Here is a 16,954-nt window from a genome sequence, read left to right on the forward strand (position 1 = left end):
TTCGACCGCTGACTGCTGGTAGATTACCGTTGCTCGCAGGTATTAATTAGGAGTGGCTTAAACGTGGATATCGAGTAAGCTACCGATGACTTCGTTGTTTTTATCAACAACGGAAGCACCAATGCGATTGTAGGTTGAGGCTTGGGTGAGATTTACCAAGGGTTCGATTGGGTTAGAAGGCAAATCAGAAGCCTTATTGAACTCAAGTTCGTTGCCTTTTACTAAATCGACTTTATTGAAGGCGAGATCATTTTCTTTTATGAAGTCTTGCTGAATTTCATGCGCAGCACCTTCAGCCATCTTATGCGATAGCTGAATCATATTATATCCGGACTGTATTCCTGATACTGGCATGGTTACTCTCTCACTTTTTATGCTTTTGTTAGCATAGGAAGTGTTGATAATTCGTGCAAGTGCTTTATTTGAACTGTTTGATTACGCAAACAGTTTTGAAAGCATATCACGCTCTTCCGAAGAAAGAAGCGGACTCTCTTTTTTATTAAGGGATAGATTAATTTCACCTTGAAGTGACTTTAACTGAGAAGCCGTCAGTTCATTAATCTTCTTTCTTAATTCATAAAATTCTTGAGTAGTCATCGTGACCTCCCCACATTTCTTGGGTTTCTCCTTCATCAACCCACCTCAGCAACCCTCATGGTCACAATCAAACAGTGTTCTAATATGGCTAGATTAGATTTTGAGTGGTGATTTTTTGTCCGAGAAATGTCAGATGGTGTCAAATGACATGTAAGAATATTCTTATGAATAAGTCTGCTAATCATAAAGGAGTAGAATCATAACCTACTCCTCTGGAACAGTGTTCTTAATCAGTTTACGCGCACGGCAAACTTAGAAGCCAGTGAATGCAACTCGGGTAACATGCGATAGATTAGGTGAAGCTGTTGAAGCACCATTCGTGCAGAATGATCATCTTCATCACGCCACTCATTTAATCGTTGTTCCAAATTCGTGTCATCGATCGAGGACAAATCGCATTCTTCACAGTGTTGATGCAGTTGTCGGTGCAGTACGTCTAGGTGCTGGTGAATACAACGGTGTGCATCCAGAACGAGTTGGTGAATTGACTCATCCTCAATCCTTGTCCGGTGTGCGCCCAGTGCTGAAATGTAACTCAACATCGCGTGGTTTAGCGTAAGGAATCGGAAACTCTCATCCACGGCTGTACGGTACTTACCCGGTTCAGCCAGCATAGTGCTGATGGCTGAAGATAGGTTGGCATCGGTATTGTGCGCCTGACGACGAGCAATTCGATAGCTCAAGTTATCTTTCTTACCAATTCGGTACTGACCGATGATCTGTCCAAGATATTGCTTGTTGGCGTCGATTGCATCAGACATGACTTTATGCAGACGTTTTGATTGCCAATCAGGCAGAATCACCATAACAGCACCAACCGCTAACACACAGCCAATCAAGGTATCTGCAAGGCGAGGGAGCACCACAGCGTAGCCTTCGCCCAATTGGTTAAATAGGAACAGCACGAGTAAGGTGATAAAGCCTGTCGCATAACCATAGTTGTTGATGCGAAACGCAAAGAACATCACGCCGGATATCACAATGAAGACCAACTGGCTTTCTTGGGAAGGAAAGAAGGTGAGCAGTGGTACGCCAATCAACAAGCCCGCTAACGTGCCAATTACGCGCGCAGTAAGCTTCTGTCTTGTCGCACTGTAGTTTGGCTGGCAGACAAACAACGTGGTCAGCAATATCCAGTATCCACGATCAATATCGAACGCTTGAATGATCCCATACCCTGCAGTAAGCGCAATCGACATGCGCAAGGCATGACGAAACAACATTGAATCCTTGTTCAAGTTAGCTGAAATGCGTTGCCACATTGCTTTAAGCGTGTGCGGATTGGTGTCATCCAGTACGTCTTCTTCCAATCGTTCAGCATCTGGGTTGTTGATGTTACTCAACTGCTTTTCCACGGTCGCAAGGTTATTGAACAGGTACGTTAACTGAGCCAATAAGCGCTTCCAGTGACTTTGCTGTTGTTCTTCTAAATAACCCAATGAGTTTTGTAATTCCGCTAATGCCAATATGGATTGATCAGTGTGCGTGTACTCGTTTCCCAACCGAATCGCATGAGCGATATCGCGGCAAGCTTGGGCTTGAGACTCAAGCAAATACTTAAAGCGGAATAAGACGTCAGAGCGTTCGAATTCCGTCGCCAAATCTTGATAGCGATAATGGCTGGAACTCACGCGCTCGTGAATGTCTTGTGCAATAAAGTAGATATTGAGGAAGCGGTCACTCGGACCATCAATATGCCCGCGTTTGGAGCGGCTAAGCAGGGTTGCCTTACAAGCATTCAATGCATTTACGGTGGCTGCGTTTAATCTTGCTGCTTCAATACGCATCGGCTGCGGGGTTAAGTTCGTTACTGGATGAAACAGCTTGGCTTTCGCATCAAGGTAATTGGCGATTTGCAGGAACACAGTTGCCAGACTTTGCTGAACAGGCTGCATTGGCCAAAACATCTGCCAAATCATCGACATAAAGTAATACCACGCAGCGCCCGTTAAAAGCAGCAATGGTTGGAACCAAATATTGGTACTCTCATGTGCCCCAAGCATGGTGTAGATGGCGATCAACAATGAGCCAAATGCAATGCTAGCGTACTTAGGTCCGATTGCTCCTAGCATGATGAAGCCGAATGTCGAGATAAACAGACCGATCGCAAATGCCCATGGCGTATCAAATAAGATCTCTATTGAGAAAGCAGCGACCGCAAAACAGATAAAGGTGAGAAAGAGGGCTTTTATCCTACCTGTAAAGCTGTCATCACTCTCTGCAAGTGCAGCGGCAATGACACCTAGAATCAGGGGCGTGATTAATGTGTTTTGCTGGAAGTACCATGCGGGGATCACGACGCCTAGTAAAGTGATCAGAATAAGAATGCTGTAGTTGAGAGTTTTGTTTGCCCAAAAGAGGCGGAATTTTAAAGCTGCTTGCACGATGCGCCTTTCGTTGCCGGTGGAAAACGAGAGAAGTTTAACAAACTCACTATAGCGCGTTTATGACCTAATTTAATAAAAATCGTCACTTGCTCAGGAAATCAACAGATTTGTCATTGACTTAACGAATCTACACGGATGAAAGAATATACCGTTGTTCACAAATTCAACAGTAATGTGAATTTTAATTAAGAATACAGACAGAAGGCGATTTGTGCTTCATCCATCGCTACAATTTAGCGGTCTAAAATGATATAAAACGGGAACTTCTATATCAAAAGGCGCACCTTTCATGCAGCTTACTGCCTCTAATAAAGCACAGTTTTTTATTCAAAATGAGTATTACCAAGTCGAAATAAAAGAAAACAGTGTTTTATTAAGCTCAGTGGGTAGTGAAGAACACATCCCGTTTACGATTTGGAATGGCAAAGTTAGCGTGAAACGTGGTCTTCTCTGGAGCTCACTTCAGTTTTTTGCTCATGAGCAAGATGGCAAGCAACAAAGCTGGCTTGTGCAAGGTTTACCTTGGCCGCAGTGTCGTAAGTTTGCGGTCGAAGCCGTGCGTCAGTATCAAGATTGGCATAACACCCAATGTCGTAAACTCGCGGAATATCTACCCAAGTGGGAAGATGAGCTGTATCAACTCAAACATCTTCCAGCCTACTTACCTCACTCAAAAGTGCAGTCTTGGGTGACTCAACTGAACGAAGAGCTCATTGAAATCAAAACCAGTTTGGCAGAAGCGAAAATGCGCATGCCTAAACGTATGGCGGAGATTGAACCATGGCTTGCACAAACCTCGCAGACGTTGAGTGAGCGTAACCATGAGTGGCTAGAGAACGAACGCCCAAACTGGGAAGTGTTGTTTAGTCGAATTGAATCTTCGCCGCTTAACCTTTCTCAGCAGCATGCGGTGCTCCTTAACGATGACCATAACTTGGTACTAGCCGGAGCTGGTTCAGGTAAAACTAGTGTGCTGACAGCGCGTGTGGCGTACCTTCTACAAAGCCATCAAGCGCAAGCAGAAGAGCTGCTGATGCTGGCCTTTGGTCGTGATGCTGCCAAAGAGATGAAAGAGCGATTGGTCGACAAAGTTGGCTTGGCGGCAGAAAGTGTTCGCGTTAATACATTCCATCAACTTGGTTTGCGCATCCTAAATCAAGTTGAGACTCAACCCGTGGAAATCAGCCCATTAGCGCTTGATGATAATCAGCGCTCAGCCTGGTGTATTGATTGGCTTAAGAAACATTGGATGACGCCAACAAACTTTAAGCGTTGGCAAAAGCATCTAGATAAATGGCCGATTGCGTACTTGAAAGGTGACGATGAGCTCGGCAGTCACTCGGAAAATCCTAAACTGATTGCTTGGTTAGATAACCAATTGTCTCAACTTGCATCGGTTGGTTTAACCAAGAAACAAGTACAAGAAAAGCTCGTTAATCACCAAGACTACACTCGTTTAAACAGTGAGTTGGCACTTTGCTGGCCGTGCTTTAGTGCGTGGCAAAAGATGCTCAAAGAAACCAATCAAGTGGACTTCCCAACCATGATCAGTCGTGCGACCGATTACGTTAAGAAAGGGAAATTCAGTTCACCTTGGCGTTTTATTATGGTGGATGAATACCAAGATATTTCTCCTGATCGCTTGGCGTTGATTGAGGCTCTATGTGAATCCACAGAGAAGCAAGCAGGTGCAACCTTGTTTGCTGTAGGTGATGACTGGCAAGCGATCTACCAATTTGCGGGCGCAGATGTGGATTTGACGACAGGATTCCAAGATAGATTCATTCATTCAACGGTGCACCACTTGGATACTACGTATCGCTTCAACAATCAAATTGGTGATGTAGCAAATACCTTTGTGCAAGAAAACCCGTCGCAATTACCGAAGACACTAAATAGTCACAAACAACGTAAGCAGAAAAGCGTTCACACAGCACCAAGCAACCAAGTTGAGAAGATTCTTGACCAGCTTAACCAGCAGGCGAAGAAAACCAAATCTGTGTTGTTGTTAGGACGTAATCATTACCACAAACCAGACTTATACGATGACTGGTTGAAGCGATTCCCGAACTTGGATATTCGCTTTATGACTTGTCACGCGAGTAAGGGTAGAGAAGCAGACTTTGTAATTATTCTATCTGTGGACGAAGGGCAATTCCCTGCGAAGAAAAAACAAGCTCATATTGATGGTGCGCTATGTGAGTCGAAAGACAAGTATCCATACGCAGAAGAACGTCGTTTATTCTATGTGGCAATTACGCGTGCGAAGGAAAAAGTGTGGATCACGCACACGGGAGCTGGGTCCTCATTTGTACAAGAACTGGTAAATGGTGATTATCCCATCGTGACGTCAAGATAAGGTATACCTGTTATCTGATTACAACAAAGGCGATACTCAGTATCGCCTTTGTTTTACTTGTGATGAGTTTTATTTGTGACGAGTCGATCCGCTCAGAGGAATTAAGTGCGCTCTGCTATATATGCGTCGTAGTCTGGCACTTCAATATCCACTTCTTGGTCGATCAGTGGAGAGTTGAATAGGAACTTCGCTGTCGCGCGGTTCGTTGCTACAGGAATGTTCCAAACACTTGCAATACGTAGTAGTGCCTTTACATCTGGGTCATGTGGTACAGCATTTAGCGGATCCCAGAAGAACACAAGAACATCGATATTGCCTTCAGAAATCAGCGCTCCAAGTTGCTGGTCGCCTCCCATTGGACCACTGATCATGCTCTTGATCGCTAAGCCCGTTTCTTTGCTTAGCATGTGACCCGTTGTGCCAGTCGCATACAAGAAATGGCTTTGTAGCTTTTCTTTGTTCTCTTTTACCCAGCGAAGCAGTTCAGGTTTGCAATTATCGTGGGCAACCAATGCCACATGTTTGTGCGCAGGCATGGTACGAGTTGTTTTTTGCATCAAGTTATTTCCGTTTTTATGATTTTAAAGTTGTTACGGTTCAATAAAACACACTTTTTGCCTATCAATCAACAGCCTTAACGCTGAATGTCGGCCTATATTCTGACGGAGATAACGATTCTTCAATTGTATCGTCGTGAAGTGTCTTTGGCGTCAATGGTTTGATCTGTGGAGACGCATGTTTTTCATACGGTTGATGACGCAAATAGTGCGTCGCTTGAAGGACAGACAAACGACCTTGTTCTACCATTTTATCGGTTGGAGCGAATAACACCTTATGACGCAATAGTCCACGATACACACCATGACTGAGATACACGGAAACCAAACCAATGTCCTTGGTTTTGTTTGCACTGCGTAGTTCACTGATCGCGGCTTCGATCGCAACCGCACTACCGACAATGTAGTCGATATCGCCCATATCAATAACACGCTGAACTAGGTTACGCTGTAACTCTTTGTCATTGTCAGCCCAGTAAGAATCCACGATGTGAATATCGCTGTTCTTTATTGCTTCGTAGAAACCTGTGGTAACCGGTTTGGTACCACCACGCGTTCTTGGACCAAGCAGTAGGGCAATATTGGTTTTACCCGAGCCTTTAGGGTGCTTTTCTGCAAGGTATTTGCCGGCTTCATAGCCCATCCAATACCAGTCCACACCAACTACGCCTTTAAGCAGTTTGGTTTGCTCTGCATCAAGGTCGAGTTGATTTACGGTAGCAAATACAGGCGTATTACCAACCCAGTTTCTCAGGTTGTGCTCATAAGCTTGTGGATCAACGGTACCAAGGATAATGGCATCGGCACCCCATTGAGTGCACAAAGCCAATTGTTGTTCTTGGCGCGTTTTATTGGGATAACCGCCTGCCTCAAGTACGCGCAGGTTAACACCCAGTTTTTCCGCTTCGGAAACCATTCCATAGTTTACTGATAGCCAGTATGAATCCTTTAAATGAGGGTAAATGGCACAGATTTTCTCTGCTGCAAAACTCGGCACTGAAGCGAAAAGTGTCATTGCTAGCGCAGATTGTTTGAAAATTGTGCGAAATGAACGCTGATTTATAACCATGAAATGAAGTTCGTTGGCATAGATTAAGTAAACACTGCAAAATATAACGTAATATGTCGCCGAACACGAATATTAAGGTCAGGAAAATATGTTGCTAGCTACCGCAAGCATCGGTCGTAAACTGTTATTGTCCTTCATTGCGATGGCAATGTTGGTGATGTTATCAGCATTAATCGGTGTATCAGGGTTTTCTCTGGTGGCAAAAACGGAAAGGAACGTGGTAGATGCTGCCATACCAGCAATGATTGAAGCTCGACAAGTGTCAGAGCTCAGTACCCGCATCATTTCATCGGTTCAAATGTTGTCCAATGCGCAAAACGAACAGGAGCGTAAAGAGGCGGGGCGCGTCTTATTTGATCAGCTTGAGTCCTTACTTACTCACATCAAAGAGCTGGGTGGAGAGTCTTTTGATTCACAATTGCTAGAGGCATTGGAAAATAACGTCCAGAACGTCATTAACAACCTGGCGGAGTTAGGTGTCACGGTAGAACGCAAGCTTTGGCTAGCGAAAGAGATCGATACGCGTGTAGAAGAAATGCGCTTATTGAGTGAAGAGTTGGAGCAACTTACGCGTACTCAAGTGCAAAACACCAGTACCATTGCCGTTGCGAACGTGACGCATATTTATGATTTGCTTGAATCCAACAAGAAAGATCAAGTGTATCAAGCGCTAGATGCGTTAGTGGAAGTCGACCTAGACCTGACCGAACGACTTCACGAGCTGCATTTACTCGCCTTCAAGATGCTCAACCAAATTGAAGAAGCGCGCACACTGACTAACGTAGACCGTATTCAACAGATCCAAACAGCGTTCGAAGACAACCTAAAAATCATGAAACGCCGAGTGTTAGCGGTAGAAGACCCAACGCGCTCAGAGCAAATGAGCCAACTTCTTACTGAACTGGGTAAACGTCAAGTTGTCTTCACCATTTTGCTTCAACAATATGAGAACAACGAGCAGTCTCAGCAACTAATGCAAAAAACGCTTGAGCTTTTCTCTGAGTTAAACAGCACCGTAAACAAGCTGGTGGATGATTCTAACCAGACTACCCGTATTGCGGTTGAACAACTGACAAGTACCTTGAAATTTGCTCAGTGGTCGCTGACGGTCATTTCGATCATTGGTTTGATCATTGTTGTGCTTATTCTTTGGCGTGTGGTTTACGTGTCGGTCGTGAAGCGCTTGACAGAATACTCTTCGGCGCTGCTTTCTGTTGCGCAGGGCAACCTAGCGGTAGAGCTGGAAGTGAAAGGAAAAGATGAGCTGGCGCATATGGGGCAAGCCATCATTACTGCTCGTAATACGGCGCAAGCCCTCAAGGTGGTTGCTGAGGGCGAAGCGAAAGCCAAGCGTGAATTGGAAGAGCATAAAGAGCACCTCGAAGAGCTGGTTGAGCAACGAACTTCTCAGCTGAAACAAGCAAACCGCCGTTTGAATGAAGAGGTGTTGAACCACGCGAAAGCACGTAAGCAAGCAGAACAAGCCAGCCGAGCGAAGTCTGCCTTCCTTGCTACTATGAGTCATGAGATTCGTACGCCGATGAATGGTGTGCTTGGTACGGCACGTCTGCTGATTGATTCCGGCCTGAACCCAATTCAAAAGCGTTACGCAGAAATCATCAACCGCAGTGGTAAAACGTTGCTGGCGATTTTGAATGACGTTCTTGATTACTCGAAAATCGAAGCCGGACATTTGGAGATCCGCAGTTTAGGTTTCGACTTGCACCAAATGATAGAAGACACATTCCAGTTGATGAACGGCAAAGCGCAAGAGAAAAAACTGCTGTTCTCTTACCATATCGAAAGTGATGTAGGGCGTTACTGGAAAGGGGATGTTACGCGCATCAATCAAGTTCTAAATAACTTAGTGGGTAATGCGATTAAGTTCACCGAACAAGGTGAGATTGACATCTATGTCAGCTTGAACCCAGAAGATGAATCGCAAGTTCTGTTCGAAGTCTCGGATACCGGTATTGGTATTGCAAAGAAAGACCAAAAAACCTTATTCGATGCCTTTACACAAGCTGAAGGCGGTTTGAATCAAACTGGTGGTACCGGGTTAGGTCTTGCTATTAGCCGCCGTATTATTCAAGCAATGGGGGGCCGTTTGGATGTGGATTCGGATGAAGGACATGGTAGCCGTTTCTGGTTCTCCATTCCTTTAGAAGAGAGTGAGCCTGTAGAGACGGTTTCCATCGCGAGCGCTCGTTGTAAAGTGAAAGCGAAAGTTCTGCTAGTAGAAGACAATCCTGTAAACCGTGTTGTGGCGGAAGGTTTCTTAGAGAGCATGGGACACCAAGTTATCATGGCAGAAAATGGCTTAGAGGCGGAGCAGATCATTGACAAGCACGATTTCGACATTGCACTGGTCGATATCAACTTGCCAGATTGTAACGGTGCTGATTTAATCCACCGCCTTAAACGCATAGAGCGCAACAAACCAGCGGATAAAGCACTTGCACCAACGCCAATGGTGGCGGTTTCTGCTCATGTATTTGCTGAAGAAGTGGAAAGCTATTTGGCGGCGGGATTTGATGGCTACTTACCAAAACCTATGGAAAAAGAAGCTCTTGCTGCGCTCATCCAAGATATGTTGGATGGCAAACAGCTGCTGCTTCCTCAAAGCGGGGAATGCATCCCACATGATGAAATAACAACAACGACCGACAACAACGAATCGGCGGTCACAACAGACACGATAGCAGAGGAGCCAGCAATGGTTATCATCAACCCTAATGTGATTCAGTCAGACATGAAGATTTTGGGCAGAGAAAAGATGCTGCACATCATTGATTTGTTCAGACAAACCAGCGCTGATGTACTAAGCCAAATGGAAACGTCTTCAGAAAGTGGTGACAGCCGAGGCGTGAAAGATCTTGCCCACAAATTGAAAGGCAGCGCAGGCAGTTTAGGTCTGACGGCATTAATGAATACATGCCAATGTGTTGAAATTGCCGCTGAGCCATTGGAGGCGTACGCCACACACCAAGGTGCACTAAAAGAGCAAGTTGATGAGTCGATTCATGCCCTTGATAACCTGATGGCTGAATAAACGTCTATTTTGCTACCTGCTTGAGCCAGAAGGTAAATTCGAGCAAGCAGATCAATGCCGATAAACAAAAACCTCCGGTTTACGCCGGAGGTTTTTTTCTATTCGGTCAGATCATCTTCCCACTCAAACCGAGTGTCTAATGCATAAGGATCATCTTCGAACGGATGCTCCATTCTGCCACGCAAGTATTCGAGTTGGTGCTCAAGCATGTTGACCGTATCGTAATCCCCCTCTGAGCAAGCAACGTAAATCTGTTGCTCGAGAGCGGCAATGTTGTCTCGGATACTCATGAGAACCCCCTTAAATCATCATCGATTCTCAAAACGATTATAGTCAAGTAAACCAAATTCGATCGGTTGATTTGTACGATACCAATCGTGGATACGATCGCTAAACGGCCAGAACTTTTCTGAGCTTCGGCGAATCGCAAAATTATCCAGTAACTTAACGTAATCTGACTCGGATTTTAGAGCACTAAATTGATCGACAAATTCTTTTACCTGATTTTCGTCAATTGAGAAAAACGCAGCTGGGTAACTGCCAACAACACCTCGAACGATGGTCATATCATCATTTGCGAAGTCACGGTTACTTTCTTCATCAAACAAACTAGAAATATTGATATGCGCGTTATTATGCAGCAGGGTAAACAGCTCATCTTGACCGGAATTACTGCGCACCATCAGTATGGTGATTTGCGGCACAGTTTGGAGTCCCTCTCCACGAACTTGGTTGATGCTTGCCAACTGCTGCTCACTCTCCACCGTTAGTGAGGTATCTACAATGTCATAACGTGGTAACAGGATAGGTGAAACCTGCTTGTGCAAGATGTCGAGCAGTTCGGATTTCGGGTCGTCAGTATGGTACACAACGCTAGTCGGTTGGCTAAATGGTGCGACATTACGCTGCAAGAAGTCGCTTAGCTGACGCGGTTGATCTTGGTACCAACTTGAATGCTCTTGATGACGCATATCGGCAGGCAATAGGGCAATAAAATTACTCTCCCCTTCAAGACGAAGGAAGTCCATGAACATACGAGTGATCAACTGATGACCAAAGTTGCCGTAAACATCAAACCCAGCAACGAGAAGGTAGTGAATTCGCTCAAGTAGGGCATAGTCCAGCACCCAAGCTGTTTTTGGTTGTTCTCCGACTAAACCCTGCACGACAGATGCACTGTCAAAGTGGCGGAATACCGTTAGCGCTGCATTCGGATTGGTGCCGTTACCATCCCAAATCACATCCGTAGAAAGATGCTCGCCGTTTTTGAACCATTTGTTGATGAAGTCTGATTTAGCCTCTAGGTAACGAGCTTGCTGGCGTGAGTACTTCACCCAGTTTGTTACTGGTACAGTATTGCTTTCTAACTCGCCCGGAAGCTTCAAATTGTCTGCTTGTGAACGATAAAACTCGTTCACCTCGGGAATATCCGCTTTGTCTGGATCGAGGAAGAACACCCAGAAACGGTCGTTAATTACATTCAATGCTAATTGACCGCGACACACCGGACCTTTGATGTAAGCCATAATGGTGTTTTGTGCATTATCCAGCATGAACTTGAAGCGAGATTTCACTGGTAGGTCAATGAATGCAGTCATTGGGTTAGCAGCGACTTCTGGCTCGTAGCTTGGCAGTTGTGCCACTTTGTAATCGGCATCAATAAACCACTTTTTCCAGTTATCAATGCGTTGTTTATTCAAGGCAAACGGCATGTGGGTCTTATCCACGATAGTGCCTTGCTCTGGAATAATACGGTAGTAAACGCGTTCCACTTTGGGGGCATCATATGGACGACGTGTGGTAATGCGTTTTACAGGCTCGCCGGGAGGCGTCGCAGAGCGAACTAATATAAAGAATCGAGGTTGTTCTCCATCTAATTCAGAGAAATATAGGTGAGATAAGAACAGATGTTCGTAAATGTAACGAGCAGCAAGTTGATTCTTACGAGAGCCCTTGTTGAGTAACGCTTCGTACTTGTCTACTTCTGTTTGTTGTTGCTCGGTTAACGGTACATGTGCGTTCATGATCGCGCCGTTCTTTAACCAAAGCATCAATGTTTGATACTCCGCTGAAGTTAAGTTCGGCATACCAAAAGGCATTCCCCATGTTGGGTTGTCTTGCTCATATTGCGCGTATTCTTCAATGGTCGGACAGGTTTGTTCACGATCGATAGAAAAATCGAAGCCTTCTAACTGAACTTGGTCGGGAAGAGGGTGACGTTCCTTTTGTTGCAGCATTCGTGCAATTAGACCCGCATCCATGTTAGCCGCCATGCTCTGCTCACGTTCGTTAAGCACAGGATGGAAGCCAGCGTCACGCCACTCCTGAGTGGTTTGTGCATCTTCAAATAGACGAGTTGGGGCAGCGGCAGTGAGGCGAGTGCCTTCATATACTAAAGCTTTGCTTGCTCCGCGGTCTATGCCTTCTACGGAAGAAAGTTTGAGCTGACAAGGGGCATCGTAGCAGGCATGGCAAACCACACAGCGATTATCAACAATAGGTTTGACGTCATGTTGAAAGAAATCCGCTTGTGGCGTATCAATCGTTGCGGTTCGCTCGCGAACTTGCTCAGGACCAAACAGTTTATCGTAGTTTAGTCCTGCATAGGTCGCACAACCCGCAAATAGAGTGGCAATAGACAGTGTAAAAATTAAACGTAAATTCATTGAGTTATTTTGAGTAAATTGAATTTGCGTTAATTAAAGCAAAATACGCCGCTAAATACCAAAAATCGGAGCAATTCGCCCCGATTTCTGAGTTGTTATCGTTAGGTCAATGGCAATGTACTCACTCGAATCTAGAACGCGTAAGTGACGTTAAATCGGAAGTCTCGACCTGGGCTCGCATACCCTTGTGCTACTGGGCTTCCGATGTATGCCATGTATGAGGCATGGTCGAAGTAGTACTTATCAAAGACGTTCTTCACCGATAGGGTTAAGGAAAGTTCTTCATCAGCTAATGGCATCCAGTATGCGTAAACGTCATGCACACCATAGCCTGGCTTTTCTGGATGGACGGTTGGATCCGCTACATCGGTCAAGCGTTCAACAAATCGTGCATTCCAACCAAACTCAAGGGTTTCCATTGGTTGGTAGATAAGATCAAGTACCCAAGTATCACCAATCGATGTTCCCAATGTGGAATCTTCATCAGAAAGCGGTGAGCCGTTTAGCTCTGGACGGGATTGGTTGTAACTCAATCGAGCTGATACATCAGCAATTGCATAGCCTAAGTAAGCGGTAACACCTTGGTTATCTAAATCGCCCACGTTGGTGTAAACCGCGCCTTGGTTTGTTACCACGTCTTTGATTGTGCTATCGAAGAAGGTGACGCCAGCAAAGAAATCATCGTATTGGTAATTTGCCCCTAGCTCTAAGTTGCGTGCTTCTTCAGGTTTACGATTTGGGTCATTTTCGCGGTAATCGATAACAAACAGTTCTTTGATTTGTTGACCACGGAACGCTTCCGCATAACTAGCAAATAGGTTCAAGCCTTCCAATGCATTGTAATTAATACCTACGTTAGGGCTAAAACCGTTTGAGTCGAAGTCTTGGTCCTTGTTATCGGTTAACTCGTACCAATCGTAACGAGCACCAGCGGTTAGAATGATGGTTTCTGTTAACATCCAATCATCTTGGACAAACAGACCATAGACTGTGCCTTTTTCTTCATCATCCTTTTTACCATCGTAGTTGGTTTCAAATTCCGATTTGTCTTTCTTGTAATCCAAGCCATAGACCAAAGTGTGGTCAGTCAATTTACTCGTGTTGAATATCTTTATACCAGTAGTCTGGATCGAACCATCACTGGTGCCCCAGCGGGGGTGATCTTTATGAGCTAAGCGACTATCGGTGTAGTAGAGCGTGGTGTCTAAATTAAACAATTCGCTTGCTGTGTATTTGTGATTCAGAGTAAAAGTAGAACGATCGGTTTCTTGATCGAGAGGCGCATTTTTAAAGCTTGGCTGGAAGTGAGGGCGATTTAAACGTCGACCATCATCATTGCGGTAATCGTAACTGATAGATAAGTAATGTTCGTCATTCAACTGACCAGAAAGCTTTAGAAGCGCAATTTGTTGCTCTAACGCTGTGTAGGGTTGTTCCTGACCTTTACCGTCTTCGATGTTATCGCCGTCGACGTAACCAAATGAAGCCAGAAGACCAAGCTGATCAGCGACTTCTCCGTATAAACTTGCTGAAACCTTGTAACCCTCATTATTGGTGTAATAACCGCCTTTTAGCATCGCACCATAGGTTTCACCTGCGGCAAGGAGATCGTGTGCATCTTTAGTGGTGAACTTAATCGCGCCACCGAGTGCACCTGGTCCGTCTGTTGCACGACCTGTACCAGCACTCACATCAACTTGCTTGAGAAGTTCAGGTTCAATAGAGAGTCGACCTTGATGGTGGAATAGGTTACCGGATTGCTCCGCACCGTCGATAGATACATTCAACATGGTATCTTCCAGACCACGGACATAGACCTTTTGAGAAACGCCAGAAGAGCCACCGACGCTAACTTCTGCATCTTTACGGAAAATGTCGTTCAAGTCTTGCGCTTGGGATTTAGCGAGCTGATCGGAATCGATTGTGATATCGACGCCTTCAGGCGTGTGCCCAGTAACTTCGACAATTTCGATGTCATCCTTGGCGTATGTCGCTTGTGATGCAACCAAAAGCGCGATGGTAAGTGGGCTTAGCTTAAATACGGTTGAAGCAGACACCGTAACCTCCATTGTTAATGAGAATTATTATCGAGTGAGATTTTGGTGATTCTTACACTCTGAGTAAACGACTTTTACAACTGTTACAATCCTTGCAGTGAGCTGGAGTTAGCGTCGTTTAGGTAATGAAATATCCATCGTCAATCCCTTTGGTTCTGCGTTGTAAGCGGTGATCTTGCCGCCTACTGCTTCGATGTGGCGCTTGGCGAGCGCAAGACCTACACCAAAGCCTTTTCGGGATGTGACTTGGTTATTTGCTTTAAAGAAGGGTTTGAAGATTTGTCGATACAGACTAGGGTCGATACCCGGACCTGAATCAGTAATCAAGATTTGATAATGATTGGATTTGGTGAGAACACGAATGTCTAACGTTTCTTTTGTTTGCGTGTATCGCAGGCCGTTACGAATGATGTTCTCCAAAGATTGGCTGAGCGCCATTTGGTTCGAATCTTGTAGAGGAAGAGAATGATCTTGCAGCAATGAAACCTGTTTATCCGGGTATTCAAAACGCGCATCTTCTACGATGATTTCAATTAGCTCGGCGAGATCAAACGACTCGGTTCTTAAGTTTGGTTGCTCATTTTCAATCCACGCAAGGGTCAGTGTGTCTTCGGCGGTCGCTCGCATTTTTTGAGTATCGCTTTTGATTCGTTCTAGCATTTGCTCGCGTTCGATATTTTTATCTACGCAGTCAATTGCCATCTCAATTCGAGCGAGTGGGGTACGTATCTCATGTGACATGTCCGCAATAAGGTTGCGGTTGTGCTGAATCACATCTGACGTTCGTTCCGCCATTTTGTCGAAAGTACGAGCGACTTGGCTAATCTCGTCGTTGCCTAGTTTCATGGTATGCCCAATACGGGCAGAGTAATCGCCCTGACTAAAAGCTTGACTGGCACGATGAAACTGCTGCAAGGGGCGCATGACATAACGGTACAAATACACAGTCAGTGCTAGTAGAGAAAGAAAGGGAATCACAAAGCGAAACAACCAAAACGCGTGAGACATGTAGGTTCCCGGTCGCATTCGATCTGGTAGCAGAATCAAAAAGTGGTATCCGAATGGAGAGAGTGGGACTTCCATAATTGGGTTGTCTGGGAAATCGAGGTGAATCTTCCACTCTACACTTCGACCAATTCCATAACCTTGCCAAAAACGTTGGTTGAGCGGGTTCCCTCCTTTTACGTCAAGATGGGATTGCAACACGGTTGCCCAAGTTGATTCTTTGATAGCAAGCTCTTCCAGCCAAACATCAAGTCCGTGCCAATCTTGTTGGTCAATGAAGGTTTGTGCGGTATTGCCCCAATCTAAAATTTGTTGACGATGAGACTTCTTTAAATAGCTCATTTTCTCGTTAGAGAGGATGGCAGCACTATGAATCAGAGAGAAAAAGATCACCACTCCAAGGGATAAGACGATAAATAGCCGCCAAAACAGCATTTTTTTCATTTAAAAATGTATCCCTTGCCATGAACGGTTTGGATGCGGTCGTTAGACATTCCCTCTGCGATGAGGCGCTTGCGTACTCGGCTTAAGTGCATATCAAGAGCACGGTCGTATTGACTGAACTGACGCTCTAGAACGGTCTGATAGAGAAAGGGTTTACTTAACACTTCACCGCGATGTTCGATTAAAGTCCAAAGTAACTTGAACTGAATCGGTGTGAGTTGAACAGGTTCCATTTCTGGGCGGTGATGAAGCGTAACGGAATGCGTCTGCTTACTGAGAAGAAGCTCTCTATCAGTGAGTTTTGTGGCAGAGTTAGGTTGTTGAATCAGTTGGGTTCGGCGCAGTATCGCTTCAACACGTAAGCTAACCTCGGTGAAGTTACAGGGTTTAGTAATGTAATCATCAGCACCACATTTAAGACCTTGAATTCGATATTCTTCCGCACCGTAAGCGGTGAGCATGACAACGGGGGTTTGCGACTGAGATCGAATCACATTGAGCACTTCAAATCCATCAAGGTTAGGTAGGTTCACATCTAAAATCACCAAGTCGAACGTTTGTTGATGAAATGCGCTTACTCCATCGTCACCACTGTACATAGAACTCACGTTGTAACCTTGCTCTTTGAGTAGTTCTGTGAGTTGAAGGTTGAGGTCGGGATCATCTTCAACTAACAAAATAGAAGGAGCAGTTGAGGGAGCACTAGACGACCAGTTTTGATGAGAAGTGCTAGCGGCTGACGTTGGACTGAACATGTTGAT

12 protein-coding genes are annotated in these 16,954 nt (G+C 45.1%); 2 read left to right on the forward strand and 10 right to left on the reverse strand.

The genetic code is table 11. From position 1 onward, the window contains the following. Positions 1-57: 57 nt before the first annotated feature. The 3 genes from ABMY42_RS02580 to yccS form a co-directional block, all read right to left on the reverse strand. Entirely contained in the window at positions 58-321 is a 264-nt protein-coding gene (locus ABMY42_RS02580; RefSeq protein ID WP_005447226.1) for a hypothetical protein, read from the reverse strand. Positions 322-435: 114 nt separating this feature from the next. Then, on the reverse strand, positions 436-597 hold the full coding sequence (locus ABMY42_RS02585; protein ID WP_009697258.1) for a hypothetical protein: 162 nt from the start codon (positions 595-597) through the stop codon (positions 436-438). Positions 598-827: 230 nt separating this feature from the next. After that, positions 828-2,981 (reverse strand): YccS family putative transporter, encoded by a 2,154-nt coding sequence (yccS, locus tag ABMY42_RS02590; protein WP_017188884.1) that lies wholly within the window; start codon positions 2,979-2,981, stop codon positions 828-830. A gap of 292 nt (positions 2,982-3,273) precedes the next feature. Here yccS and helD point away from each other — a divergent pair, with 292 nt between their 5' ends. Beyond that, positions 3,274-5,343, forward strand: a complete 2,070-nt coding sequence (gene helD / locus ABMY42_RS02595; RefSeq protein ID WP_009697256.1) for a DNA helicase IV — start codon at positions 3,274-3,276, stop codon at positions 5,341-5,343. Between the two features lie 101 nt (positions 5,344-5,444). Here the strand turns inward: helD and ABMY42_RS02600 are convergent, their stop codons facing one another. Together ABMY42_RS02600 and torT are read right to left on the reverse strand one after the other, a co-directional pair. Then, entirely contained in the window at positions 5,445-5,900 is a 456-nt protein-coding gene (locus ABMY42_RS02600) for a methylglyoxal synthase (protein WP_005447220.1), read from the reverse strand. Positions 5,901-5,964: 64 nt separating this feature from the next. Further along, positions 5,965-7,014 carry a TMAO reductase system periplasmic protein TorT gene (gene torT, locus ABMY42_RS02605; protein WP_080573709.1) on the reverse strand — a complete coding sequence of 350 codons (1,050 nt, stop codon included), beginning with the start codon at positions 7,012-7,014 and terminating at the stop codon, positions 5,965-5,967. Between the two features lie 43 nt (positions 7,015-7,057). Here torT and torS point away from each other — a divergent pair, with 43 nt between their 5' ends. Next, a complete protein-coding gene (gene torS, locus ABMY42_RS02610; RefSeq protein ID WP_009697255.1) occupies positions 7,058-10,021 on the forward strand; it encodes a TMAO reductase system sensor histidine kinase/response regulator TorS in 2,964 nt (987 codons plus the stop codon). 98 nt (positions 10,022-10,119) lie between these two features. On the opposite strand, the gene ABMY42_RS02615 is transcribed toward torS, so the two are convergent. The 5 genes from ABMY42_RS02615 to ABMY42_RS02635 all read right to left on the reverse strand — a co-directional run bounded on the left by ABMY42_RS02615 (position 10,120) and on the right by ABMY42_RS02635 (position 16,948). After that, the gene (locus ABMY42_RS02615; RefSeq protein ID WP_005447215.1) at positions 10,120-10,311 is read right to left on the reverse strand and encodes a hypothetical protein; all 192 of its coding nucleotides are present in this window, start codon (positions 10,309-10,311) and stop codon (positions 10,120-10,122) included. Positions 10,312-10,329: 18 nt separating this feature from the next. Then, positions 10,330-12,687, reverse strand: a complete 2,358-nt coding sequence (locus ABMY42_RS02620) for a fatty acid cis/trans isomerase (RefSeq protein WP_349265924.1) — start codon at positions 12,685-12,687, stop codon at positions 10,330-10,332. A 131-nt stretch (positions 12,688-12,818) separates the two neighbouring features. Next, complete coding sequence (locus tag ABMY42_RS02625) at positions 12,819-14,744, reverse strand: TonB-dependent receptor (protein WP_349265925.1); 1,926 nt, start codon at positions 14,742-14,744, stop codon at positions 12,819-12,821. A 108-nt stretch (positions 14,745-14,852) separates the two neighbouring features. After that, on the reverse strand, positions 14,853-16,193 hold the full coding sequence (locus tag ABMY42_RS02630; protein WP_038898244.1) for a sensor histidine kinase: 1,341 nt from the start codon (positions 16,191-16,193) through the stop codon (positions 14,853-14,855). Beyond that, positions 16,190-16,948 carry a response regulator transcription factor gene (locus ABMY42_RS02635; RefSeq protein ID WP_349265926.1) on the reverse strand — a complete coding sequence of 253 codons (759 nt, stop codon included), beginning with the start codon at positions 16,946-16,948 and terminating at the stop codon, positions 16,190-16,192. Before ABMY42_RS02635 ends, ABMY42_RS02630 begins: the two co-directional genes overlap by 4 nt. Positions 16,949-16,954 lie beyond the last annotated feature (6 nt).

The organism is Vibrio sp. SSH13-20 (assembly GCF_040104475.1).
Classification (GTDB): Bacteria; Pseudomonadota; Gammaproteobacteria; order Enterobacterales; family Vibrionaceae; genus Vibrio; species Vibrio harveyi.

Coding starts and splice junctions, on each gene's coding strand:
- ABMY42_RS02630 (WP_038898244.1), bottom strand. CDS start 16,193: ATGAAAAAAATGCTGTTTTGGCGGCTATTTATCGTCTTATCCCTTGGA.
- torS (WP_009697255.1), top strand. CDS start 7,058: ATGTTGCTAGCTACCGCAAGCATCGGTCGTAAACTGTTATTGTCCTTC.
- ABMY42_RS02600 (WP_005447220.1), bottom strand. CDS start 5,900: ATGCAAAAAACAACTCGTACCATGCCTGCGCACAAACATGTGGCATTG.
- helD (WP_009697256.1), top strand. CDS start 3,274: ATGCAGCTTACTGCCTCTAATAAAGCACAGTTTTTTATTCAAAATGAG.
- ABMY42_RS02635 (WP_349265926.1), bottom strand. CDS start 16,948: ATGTTCAGTCCAACGTCAGCCGCTAGCACTTCTCATCAAAACTGGTCG.
- ABMY42_RS02620 (WP_349265924.1), bottom strand. CDS start 12,687: ATGAATTTACGTTTAATTTTTACACTGTCTATTGCCACTCTATTTGCG.
- ABMY42_RS02580 (WP_005447226.1), bottom strand. CDS start 321: ATGATTCAGCTATCGCATAAGATGGCTGAAGGTGCTGCGCATGAAATT.
- ABMY42_RS02615 (WP_005447215.1), bottom strand. CDS start 10,311: ATGAGTATCCGAGACAACATTGCCGCTCTCGAGCAACAGATTTACGTT.
- ABMY42_RS02585 (WP_009697258.1), bottom strand. CDS start 597: ATGACTACTCAAGAATTTTATGAATTAAGAAAGAAGATTAATGAACTG.